This window comes from Sphingomonas sp. (assembly GCF_042096255.1).
Lineage (GTDB): Bacteria > Pseudomonadota > Alphaproteobacteria > Sphingomonadales > Sphingomonadaceae > Sphingomonas.
Window position 1 is genome coordinate 63382 of record NZ_JBELLZ010000005.1, and the last position, 10538, is coordinate 73919.

Below are 10538 nucleotides of genomic sequence, written 5' to 3' on the forward strand. Positions count from 1 at the left end.
CGGGCAAGCGGATCAAACCGACTGCATCACCCGGGGCGCAGAGTCGCGCACGCCCTGGTCCACATGATCGGCGAACTGTGCGAAATTCTCATTGAACAGATCGACCAGCTTCGCGGCAGTCGCATCGTAGGCGTCCTTGTCGGACCAAGTCGTGCGAGGATCTAGGATGGTGGCGTCCACGCCCGGCACGTTCACCGGCACCTTGAAACCGAAGTTCGGATCGGTGCGGAACTCCGCATCGTTGAGGCTGCCGTCCAGGGCGGCGTTGAGCAGCGCGCGCGTCGCCTTGATCGGCATGCGGTGCCCGGTCCCATACTTGCCGCCCGTCCAGCCGGTGTTGACCAGCCAGCAATCCACTCCGCCGCGTGCGATCCGCTCCTTGAGCAGGTTGCCGTAGGTGGAGGGATGACGCGGCATGAACGGCGCGCCGAAGCAGGTGGAGAACGTGGCATCCGGCTCGGTCACGCCGATCTCGGTGCCGGCCACCCGGGCGGTATAGCCTGAAAGGAAGTGGTACATCGCCTGGTCCGGCGTCAGCTTGGCGATCGGCGGCAGGATGCCATAGGCGTCGGCGGTGAGCATCACGATGTTGCTCGGCACGCCGCCCATGTTCTGCTCGGACGAGTTGGGAATGAAGTCGATCGGATAGGCGCCGCGGCTGTTCTCGGCCAGACTTGCGTCGTCGAGGTCGAGCTGGCGGGTCACCTGGTCCATCACCACATTCTCCAGCACGGTGCCGAAGCGCTTGGTGGTAGCGAAGATCTCCGGCTCGGCGTCCTCCGACAGGCGGATCATCTTGGCGTAGCAGCCGCCTTCGAAATTGAAGACCGCGGTGTCGGACCAGCCATGCTCGTCGTCACCGATCAGCGTGCGCTTGGGATCGGCGGACAGCGTGGTCTTGCCGGTGCCAGACAGGCCGAAGAATACAGCGGTGCGACCGTCCGCCCCCATGTTGGCGGAACAGTGCATCGGCATCACGCCGGTGGGTGGCAGCAGGTAGTTGAGGATGCCGAACACCGACTTCTTCATCTCGCCGGCGTAGCGCGTGCCACCGATCAGCACGAGCTTCTCGGAGAAGTTCACCGCGATCACTGTCTCGGACCGGGTGCCGTGGCGTGCGGGATCGGCGCGGAAGCTGGGCAGGTCGATGATCGTATAGTCGGCGGCGAAGCCCTTGAGTTCCTGCTCCTCGGGGCGGACCAGCATGGTCCGGATGAACAGATTGTGCCACGCAAGCTCGTTGATCACGCGGACTCGCACCCGATGCTCGGGCTGTGATCCGCCGTAGAGGTCCTGGACGTAAAGGTGCTCCTTCTCGCGCAGGCAGGCGAGGAAATCCGCCTTCAGTGCGGCGAAATGCGCTGGCTCCATGCCCTTGTTGGTCTTGCCCCACCAGACCGTGCCTTCGGTCTTCTCATCGCGAACGATGAACTTGTCCTGCGCGGAGCGACCGGTGTGCGGGCCGGTTTCGACGACCAGCGGCCCGTCGGCGGAAAGCTTGCCCTCGCCGCGAGCGACGGCGGTTTCCACGAGCCGCGCGGTGACGAGGTTCCAGTGCAGGGTCGCACGGGTTTCGATGCCCTGGCTCTCCAGCCCGGCGTCCGGGATTCGGTCGCTCATTGTTTTCCCTCTCGGTTTTTGCGTTTTGCGTTTGACCGCGTTCGGCCTGCAAAAAAAGCAGTCCACCGTGCGGCATTGAGCCGTCAAGTCGATTCGACTACCGCTTGTCCCATGACCGCAACGATCGCGCTGGTCGACGACGACCGGAACATTCTGACATCGGTGTCGATCGCGCTGCAGGCCGAGGGATTCCTGACGCGCGTCTATTCGGACGGAGAGGCGGCGCTGAAGGCCCTGATCGACAACCCGCCCGATCTGGCGATCTTCGACATCAAGATGCCGCGGATGGACGGACTGGAGCTGCTGCGGCGCCTGCGCGAGCGGCACTCCACGCCGGTGATCTTCCTGACCAGCAAGGACGACGAACTGGACGAGGCACTGGGCCTCGCGATGGGCGCCGACGATTACATCGCCAAGCCGTTCAGCCAGCGACTCCTGATCGCCCGCATCCGCGCGATCCTGCGCCGCACCGAGCTGACCCAGTCGCCGGACCACGCGGCCGAGGAAGTAGCGGGGCCGCTGGTGCGCGGGCGGCTGGTTATGGATCCAGCGCGCCACAAGGTGACCTGGGCAGGCGCGCCGGTGACGCTGACGGTGACCGAGTTCCTGATCCTCGAAACGCTCGCCCAGCGGCCAGGCATCGTCAAGAATCGCAACCAGCTGATGGACGCAGCCTACCAGGAAGACATGTACGTCGACGATCGCACGATCGACTCGCACATCAAGCGCGTACGGCGCAAGTTCCGCCAGGTGGACCCGACCTTCGACGCCATCGAGACGCTGTATGGCGCCGGTTATCGTTTCTCCGAGGAGTGACGACCGGGAGCTGACGCTCCGCTGGTCCGGGAGCATCTCGCTTACCGCGCGCATCCTCGCGGTGAACATCATCGCGCTCGCCATGTTGGCGGGCGGGTTCTTTTATCTCGATTCGTACCGCAGCCGCCTGCTCGACAACCGCGTCGCGCAGGCGGAACAGGAGGCGCGGCTGTCCGCGCTGGCGATCGCCGCGGGACGCGAGGAGCGCCTGACACCCCTGATGATCCGCCTCGCGCGCGAGACCGGCGCGCGGCTGCGGCTCTATGCCGGCGACGGCGCGCTGCTGGCCGACAGCCGCGCGCTCGGCGTGCGCAACGCGGTGATGCAGGATCCGGACAAACAGGCCTGGGACCAGTCGGTGGCGCGCTTCCTGGATGCGGTGATCGATCGGGTGGTCGGGGCGGACCGGCCGCCGCTGTACCGCGAACGGCACCGCGGGCTCGACTGGCCCGACGCGCGCGCGGCGCGCGCATCCGGACGGACTGCCGCGACCGTGTGGCGCGCGCCCGACCGAACGCCCGTGATCACCGCCGCCGCTCCCCTGCCGCAGGGCGTGCTGCTGCTGACCATCAACGCGCGCGACCTGACGCAGACCGTGCGTGCCGAGCGGTTCCGGCTGAGCCTGGTGCTGGCGATCGTCACGCTCGCCTCCGTGTTCCTGTCGCTGTTCCTGGCGCGCACGATCGTACGACCACTACGCAGGCTGGCACGATCGGCGGTGCGGGTGCGTCTCGGCCGCGCACGCGAAGTCGTGGTGCCGCGGCTGCCCGACCGGCGAGACGAGATCGGGATGCTCGCCCGCGCACTGTCGGACATGAGCCTGGCGTTGCGGGCGCGGATCGACGCCACTGAGGCGTTCGCCGCAGACCTGACCCATGAGCTGAAGAATCCCCTCGCCTCGCTTCGGTCCGCGGTCGACGGACTCGGCCATGTCCGCGATCCGGAACTGCAGGCCCGGTTGCTTGCCATTGTGCGCGACGACGTGATCCGGCTCGACCGGTTGATCAGCGACATCTCCGAGGCGTCCCGGTTGGATGCACAGTTGAGCCGGGCCAAATTCGAGCCAGTCGATCTTGGCGCGCTCGTCGGTGGCCTAGTGGCACAGCATGTCGCCCGTGGGGTGGGACGCGATGTGCGGTTGCTGTTCGATTGCGGGCCCGAGCCGCTGCTCACCCTGGGCGAAGGCGCCCGGCTGGAGCGGGTGTTCGAGAACCTCCTCGACAACGCGATCTCCTTCTCGCCCGATGGCGGCGTGGTGGCCGCCTCTGTGCAGGCCGATGCCGACGCGATCGAGGTGCGGGTCGAGGACGACGGCCCCGGCGTGCCCGAGGAGGCACGCGAGCTGATCTTCCGCCGGTTCCACACCGATCGGCCACAGGGCGAGGCGTTCGGCAAGCATTCCGGGCTGGGCCTCGCCATCGCGCGCACCATCATCGATGCGCACCAGGGCGAGATCCGCGTCGACTCGCGGGAGGATCGCCTGGGGGGCGCGCGCTTCGTGGTACGCCTTCCCCGGGCCGCGGCATGAGCGTCCACGCCACGACCGTGGCGATTGCCGGACGGGCGGTGGTGATCGAGGGCGCGTCCGGCGCCGGCAAATCCGATCTGGCACTGCGGCTGATCGATCGTGGTGCGCTGCTGGTGGCGGATGACCGGACCCTGGTTTCGATCGAGCACGACAGGCTTGTCGCGCGCTGCCCGGATAGGATCGCCGGCCTCCTCGAGGTGCGCGGTCTCGGCCTGCTCCGCCTGCCGCACCTGTCCGCCGCGCCGATTGCGCTGGCGGTGCTTTGCGCCGATAGGCTGGAGCGTATGTCCGAGCCTGCGTACCGCCTGTTCGATGGCCTGCCGGTGCCGCGGGTGGCGGTCGATCCGCGTGCGCCGTCCGCACCGATCTTCGTGGAGCTGGCGCTGACGCAGCACGGCCTGCCGCGATGACCCCGCCCGAGATCCTGGTCGTCACCGGCGTGTCGGGCGCGGGCATGTCCACCGCATTGAAGACGCTGGAGGACCTGGGCTGGGAAGTGGTGGACAACCTGCCGCTTGCGCTGCTCGACCGCTTGCTCTCCGCCTCGCCCCCCGCCGGTGCGGCGCACGAGGCGCGCCCGCTGGCACTGGGGATCGGCACGCGCACCCGCGCCTTCGACGCCGATCGCGCGATCGAGCTGATCGCCCAGTTGCGGCATGACGGCCGCCCGATCGAGCTGCTGTTCCTCGACTGCGCCTCCAACGAGTTGGAGCGCCGCTACGACGAGACGCGCCGCCGCCACCCGCTGGCGCAGGATCGCCCCGCCCGTGACGGAATCGCCCGCGAGCGCGAGTTGCTCGCCCCGCTGCGCGACGTAGCGGACCGACTGATCGACACCACCCGTCTCGCCGCCAACGCGCTCTCACAGCGCATTCGCCAGGCCTATGCCCGCGACGGGCTGAGCGAACCGACACTGACCATCCGCTCGTTCGGCTTTTCACGCGGGCTGCCCGGTGATGCCGACCTCGTCTTCGATATGCGCTTCCTGCGGAACCCGCACTGGGACCCGGCGCTGCGGCCGGGGACGGGACTCGATCCCGACGTGGTCGCGTATATTGCCGAGGACCCGGCCTATGAGGAAGCGGTGGGGCGGATCGAGGATTTGCTGCTGCTGCTGATCCCGCGCTACCGCGCCGAGGGAAAGGCGTACGTTTCCATTGCGATCGGTTGTACCGGAGGGAAACACCGCTCCGTTCACGTCGCGGACCGGATCGCGCGGAGGTTGCGCGAGGCCGGGTTTTCGCCCACGGTCTTCCATCGCGATCTTGTTGCAGCGCGGCAAGACGGGGGACGTCCGCGGGACGGCAGCATGAGTAAGGCGCCATGATCGGGTTGGTTCTGGTGACGCACGGCCGGCTGGCCGATGAGTTCGTTACCGCTATGGTCCATGTGGTGGGTCCGCAGACCCAGGTCGCCACCGTGCCGATCGGCCCGGAGGACGACATGGAGGTGCGCCGCGCGGACATCGCCGCCGCGATCGAATCGGTGGACCGGGGCCGCGGCGTGATCGTGCTGACCGACCTGTTCGGCGGCACCCCGTCCAACCTGGCCATTTCGCTGATGCAGCGCGGCCGGGTGGAAGTGATTGCGGGGATCAACCTACCAATGCTGATCCGGCTTGCTTCCGCGCGCAAGTCGATGACGGTGGTTGCGGCGGTGGCGGCGGCGCGTGAGGCTGGACGCAAATACATCTCGGTCGCCTCCGAGGTGCTCGGCGAGGCGGCAGCGTGAGGATGGGGGCGTGAACGCATCGCGCGTGGTCGAAATCACCAATCGGCGCGGCCTCCATGCGCGCGCGAGCGCCAAGTTCGTGACTCTGGCGAGCGCGCAGTCGATCGAGGTGCGCGTATCGAAGGACGGCGAGGCGGTAACGGGCACCTCAATCATGGGCCTGATGATGCTGGGCGCGGCCAAGGGCGACAGCATCACGATCAGCGCAGAAGGCGCCGGCGCCGAGGCGGTGGTCGATGTGCTGTGCGCGTTGGTTGAGGACAAGTTCGGCGAGGACTGAGCGTGCCGCGCCAGATCACCGCTTACTCGAACCCGCTGGTCAAGCATGCGCGCGACCTGCGCGACCGCCGTCGCCGGCGCGAGGCGGGGCAGTTCCTGGCGGAAGGGCTGCGCATCCTGAGCGAGGCGCAGGAAGCCGGTCGCCTGCCGCGCACCCTGTTCTTCGCCGACGTCTCCCACCCGCGCGCCGCGGCTTTGGTGCAGGCGGTGGAGGCGGCGGGCGGCGAGGCGATCGAAACCACCGCCGACATCCTCTCCAAACTGTCGGGCAAGGACAATCCGCAGGCGATCGTCGGCCTCTTCGACGATTTCGGGCGCTCGCTGGACAGCCTCGACCGGCACGCCGCATCGATCTGGCTGGTGGCGGAGCGGCTGCGCGATCCCGGCAACCTGGGCACCATCCTGCGAACGGGCGATGCGGTGGGCGCGGGCGGGCTGATCCTGCTCGACGAGTGCGTCGATCCCTTCTCGGTGGAGGCAGTGCGGGCGAGCATGGGGGCGCTGTTCACCGTTCCGGTCGTGCGTGCGTCAGCCGATGCGTTCCTCGTCTGGCTGCGCGCCGGGCCGGGCACTTTGGTTGGGCTCAGCCTGCGCACCACGCACGACTATCGCGCGGCGGACTATCCCTCCCCCACCTTCCTGCTCACCGGCAACGAGGCGCAGGGTCTGCCCGAGGCGCTGGAGGCGGCGTGCGACATACGGGTTAAGTTGCCGATGCTAGGCAAGGCGGATAGCCTGAACGCCGCAGTCGCGACGGCGGTGATGGCGTACGAGGTGCTGGCACGGCAGCAGGCCTGAGCCGAGGATCAAGCAAGCCGGTCCGTTCGTGCTGAGCGAAGTCGAAGCACTTTGTCGGGTGCTGCGCATGCCCTTCGACTTCGCTCAGGGCGAACGGAGGGCGAGCCCAAGTCACCGCAGGAAGTTCTAGAACGGCCCGTCGTCCTTCAGCAGCGGCAGGATGCTAGCGTAATCGTCGATCCAGAGCGTGAAGCCCCGATATGGCGCCAACGCCTGCCAGCCGCCGTCCACCTTGTTCAGCACGGCCAGCGGCCGCGGGTCACGCGATAGCGCGATCCACAGCGACGACGAACTGCCCGCCATCACGGAGGTCGGACGATCATCCAGCACCCGCGCATGCCACCCCCCCGCACGCGCCGCGGCAGCGACAACGGGCTTCAGGTCCAGGAAGCGATTGGAGATGTGCACCAGCAGCAGCCCGTCCTTGTCGAGCACGCGGCCGTAGCTGGCGAAGGCCTCGCGGGTCAGCAGGTGGATCGGGATCGCATCGGAGGAGAAGGCGTCGAGCGCGAGCAGATCCAGCGAGGCCGGCGCCTCCGCCGCGATCCGCAGGCGTGCGTCGCCCAATACGATCCGCGCATCGGGCAGGCAGTTGCTTAGGAAGGAGAACCGCGTGCGCGCCAGCCGAACGATCGCGGGATCGATCTCGTAGATGCGCCAGTCCTGCCCCGGCCGTGCGTAGCAGGCGAGCGTGCCCGTCCCCAGCCCGACCACGCCGATCCGCGCCGCGGGCCCGTAGAGCGCCGGCGCGGCCTGCATCGCCCGGCCGACGCCCGACTCCGGGACATAATAGGTGGTCGGCCGCCGCTCGCGCTCGGGCGAGCCGGTCAGCTGGATGCCGTGCACGGTGGTACCATGCGCCAGCGTGCGCTGCTCCGCCTGATCCGTGACGGTGTAGATACCGAAGTAGCTGCGCGTCCGATCCCCTGCCATCGACAAGGCCAAGGAGCGATAGCCGCCAAACAAGGCGATGCCGGCGGTGAGCATCAGCATGTACGGCACCCGCGCGCCGACGGTGAGGATGCCGCCCGCCGCCAGCGCCAGGAACACCATGCCCTGCCGGTCGCCGCCGATTTCGCCCTTCGTGCGCAGCCAGGCGAGCAAGCCGATGCTTACGGTCAGCAGCGCCATTGCGACAACCCGGCGGGGCGGATCGGTCCACACCCGCTTCAGCGCATTGGTGAGGAACAACTGCGGCACCAGCGCGCCCGCGGCGAGGATCAGGATCGGATATTCCCAGGTCCAGTCGAACACCACGGGCGCGACCAGTCCGGCGAACACCCCGCCCAGTGCGCCGCCCGCGGACATGGCGAGGTAGAAGCCGGTCAGCCTCTCAGGGGCGGGCCGCTCGCGGTACAGCCGCGTGTGCAACGCCACCGAGGCGACGAACAGCAGCACCAGCGCCACGCCCGCGTTGAAATAGGGCATCTCGGTATAGCCGGCGAGGACGATGCCGCCGAACAGCAGGATCGTCACCGGCGCGACATGGGTGATCAGATCCGCCAGATAGCGGTTGGCGGCGAAGGCAATGGTGAAGGTGAGAAGGTAGAGACCCAGCGGCACCACCCACAAAAGCGGCATGGCGACGATGTCGGTGCTGACATAGGTGGAGGTCGCCAGCATCAGGCCCGAGGGGACCAGCGCCAATAGCAGCCAGCGCAACACCTGCGCGGTGGCGATCTTTTCGGTAGAGTCGCCGGTCTCCGCAGCCGGCGCCGCGCCGCGCGGCAGCATCAACCCGCAGGCGGCGAGCAGCAAAGCGAAAGCGATATAGCCCGCACTCCACAGCCGGCTTTGTCCGTCCACGGTCAGCAGCGGCTCCACGACCAGCGGATAGGCGATCAGCCCGCCGAAGCTGCCGAGGTTGGAGGCGGCGTAGAGGCGGTACGGATCCTCGCCGTCGCTCGCCAGCGCATACCAGCGCTGCACCAAGGGCGCCTGGGCCGAGACCGCGAGAAACAGCGGCCCGATGGAGGCGAGCAGCAGCGCGGGCACCCATAACGCAGGCTCCGCATCGGGGGGCGGGGTCCAGCCGGCGAGGCCGATCGGCAGCCACAAGGCGGCGACCAGCAGCACCGCCACCTGCACCATCGCCTGCCGCCGCGGCGCCAGCCGGCCGAGCGCATGCGCATAGGCGTATCCGCCCAGCAGCAGCGCCTGATAAACCAGCATCGCCGAGTTCCACACCGCTGGCGCACCGCCCAGCCGCGGCAGCGCCATGCGCGCCACCATCGGCTGCACCAGGAACAGCAGGAACGATCCCGCGAGGATCGTCGCGACGAACAGCGCGCGCCGGCCGAGGGTCACGGGCGAGCGATCGTGTAGGTCAGGTGGCGGCGGAGCGGATCGCCCTCGGGCACCGCGGGATGGTCGAAGTCACCATCGGCGACGCGGGTCATGCCCAGCCGGACCATCAGCCCCCAGCTGCGTTCGTTGGCAGGCACGGTGATCGCCCACACTTGCGGCACGTTGCGGCCCCACGCATCGGCGAGGCACGCCGCCGCGGCCTCGCGCGCAAAGCCGGCACCCCAGGCCCGCCGGGCGAGGCGCCAGCCGATCTCCGGCTTCCCCTCGATCGGCGTGCCGGCCGCGCCGGGCTTGATCCCGCAGAAGCCGAGAAACGCGCCGTCCTCGCGGCGTTCCACCGCCCAGAAGCAGCTGCCGGTCTCGTCGGCCACGGCGTTCATTCGCATGACGGTCGCTTCGCAATCGGCAACGCTCATTGCGGCACCCAGAAAGCGCATAACCTCCGAATCCTGGCCCATCGCGTGAAAGGGCGTTACGTCCCCGCCCTGCCAGCGGCGCAGCAGCAATCGCTCGGTTTCGATCACGGGCGGGCGATCCGATAGACAACGGTGTCGGCCAGCGGATCGTCTGGCGCAAACAGGGGGTGAAGGAAGTCCATGTCGGGCGCGTAAACCATGTTCAGCCGCTCCATAAGCGCCCGGCTCTTACCATTTCGTGCCGCGGTGATCGCGACCACCTCGGCCTCGTCCCGGTTGGCCCAGCCCCAGGCGAGGCTCGCCGCCGCCGCCTCCCGCGCGAAGCCCTGACCCCAGTGCGGCACCGCGAGCATCCAGCCGATCTCAAGCATCCCCACGATCGGCGTGTTCGGCGCGCCCGGCTTGAGCCCGCAGAAGCCCGCCACCTCGCCGGTGTCGCGCCGCTCCACCGTCCGAAAGCCGAGCGGCGCATAGGCCGCGTGGCGCGCGAGCGTCGCATCGCTGTCCGCCGCGCTCTTCACCGGGCCGAGCGACTCCATCACCCGCGGGTCCGCCCACATCGCGTGCAACGCATCGCGGTCACGCGGTTCAGGCGCGCGCAGGATCAAGCGTTCGGTGGCGATCACCCCAGCAGCTTCGCCGCGAGCGGAGCATGGTAGGTCAGCACCCCCGAGCAGCCGGCGCGCTTGAAGGCGGTCAGCGTCTCAATCACCATCGGCGCGCGCTCCGCCGCACCCGCCGCCACCGCCGCCTCGATCATCGCATATTCGCCGGACACCTGATAGGCGAACACCGGCACCTCGAACCGCTCCTTCACACGCCGCGCGATGTCGAGATACGGCAAACCGGGCTTCACCATGACGCTGTCGGCGCCCTCGGCGAGATCGAGCGCGACCTCGCGCAGCGCTTCCTCGGCGTTGCCGTAATCCATCTGGTACGTCTTCTTGTCGCCCTTCAGCAGCCCACTGCTGCCCACCGCGTCACGGAACGGGCCGTAGAAGGCGCTGGCGTATTTGGCGGCATAGGCCATGATCTGGACGTTG

The 10538-nt window shown here is 68.4% G+C and carries 11 protein-coding genes and 1 pseudogene; 7 read left to right on the top strand and 5 right to left on the bottom strand.

Annotated features, from left to right (window positions below; translation table 11 throughout):
• Nucleotides 1-12: 12 nt before the first annotated feature.
• Nucleotides 13-1620, bottom strand: a complete 1608-nt coding sequence (locus ACFDTH_RS02020; RefSeq protein ID WP_375285834.1) for a phosphoenolpyruvate carboxykinase — start codon at nt 1618-1620, stop codon at nt 13-15.
• A gap of 111 nt (nt 1621-1731) precedes the next feature.
• Between ACFDTH_RS02020 and ACFDTH_RS02025 the strand changes: the two genes are divergently transcribed.
• From ACFDTH_RS02025 to ACFDTH_RS02055, 7 genes are read left to right on the top strand one after another with little or no spacing between them, the layout of a single operon-like run.
• Nucleotides 1732-2436: a response regulator gene (locus tag ACFDTH_RS02025; protein ID WP_375285835.1), complete on the top strand. Its 705-nt coding sequence runs from the start codon at nt 1732-1734 to the stop codon at nt 2434-2436.
• Complete coding sequence (locus ACFDTH_RS02030) at nt 2405-3964, top strand: stimulus-sensing domain-containing protein (RefSeq protein ID WP_375285836.1); 1560 nt, start codon at nt 2405-2407, stop codon at nt 3962-3964. Before ACFDTH_RS02025 ends, ACFDTH_RS02030 begins: the two co-directional genes overlap by 32 nt.
• The gene (locus ACFDTH_RS02035; protein WP_375285837.1) at nt 3961-4374 is read left to right on the top strand and encodes an HPr kinase/phosphorylase; all 414 of its coding nucleotides are present in this window, start codon (nt 3961-3963) and stop codon (nt 4372-4374) included. The genes ACFDTH_RS02030 and ACFDTH_RS02035 overlap by 4 nt, the downstream gene beginning before the upstream one ends.
• Nucleotides 4371-5291: an RNase adapter RapZ gene (rapZ, locus tag ACFDTH_RS02040; RefSeq protein ID WP_375285838.1), complete on the top strand. Its 921-nt coding sequence runs from the start codon at nt 4371-4373 to the stop codon at nt 5289-5291. Before ACFDTH_RS02035 ends, rapZ begins: the two co-directional genes overlap by 4 nt.
• Nucleotides 5288-5695, top strand: a complete 408-nt coding sequence (locus ACFDTH_RS02045; RefSeq protein WP_375285839.1) for a PTS sugar transporter subunit IIA — start codon at nt 5288-5290, stop codon at nt 5693-5695. Before rapZ ends, ACFDTH_RS02045 begins: the two co-directional genes overlap by 4 nt.
• Before the next feature lie 10 nt (nt 5696-5705).
• Nucleotides 5706-5975: an HPr family phosphocarrier protein gene (locus tag ACFDTH_RS02050; RefSeq protein WP_375285840.1), complete on the top strand. Its 270-nt coding sequence runs from the start codon at nt 5706-5708 to the stop codon at nt 5973-5975.
• Nucleotides 5976-5977: 2 nt separating this feature from the next.
• Nucleotides 5978-6772 carry a TrmH family RNA methyltransferase gene (locus ACFDTH_RS02055; RefSeq protein ID WP_375285841.1) on the top strand — a complete coding sequence of 265 codons (795 nt, stop codon included), beginning with the start codon at nt 5978-5980 and terminating at the stop codon, nt 6770-6772.
• 126 nt (nt 6773-6898) lie between these two features.
• Here the strand turns inward: ACFDTH_RS02055 and ACFDTH_RS02060 are convergent, their stop codons facing one another.
• From ACFDTH_RS02060 to ACFDTH_RS02075, 4 genes and pseudogenes are all read right to left on the bottom strand, one after another.
• Nucleotides 6899-9079: a spermidine synthase gene (locus ACFDTH_RS02060; protein ID WP_375285842.1), complete on the bottom strand. Its 2181-nt coding sequence runs from the start codon at nt 9077-9079 to the stop codon at nt 6899-6901.
• A complete protein-coding gene (locus ACFDTH_RS02065; protein ID WP_375285843.1) occupies nt 9076-9603 on the bottom strand; it encodes a GNAT family N-acetyltransferase in 528 nt (175 codons plus the stop codon). Before ACFDTH_RS02065 ends, ACFDTH_RS02060 begins: the two co-directional genes overlap by 4 nt.
• On the bottom strand, nt 9600-10121 hold the full coding sequence (locus ACFDTH_RS02070) for a GNAT family N-acetyltransferase (RefSeq protein ID WP_375285844.1): 522 nt from the start codon (nt 10119-10121) through the stop codon (nt 9600-9602). The genes ACFDTH_RS02065 and ACFDTH_RS02070 overlap by 4 nt, the downstream gene beginning before the upstream one ends.
• Nucleotides 10118-10538 (bottom strand): annotated as a pseudogene (locus ACFDTH_RS02075) (porphobilinogen synthase); the annotation flags it as partial. The pseudogene ACFDTH_RS02075 and the gene ACFDTH_RS02070, both read right to left, overlap by 4 nt.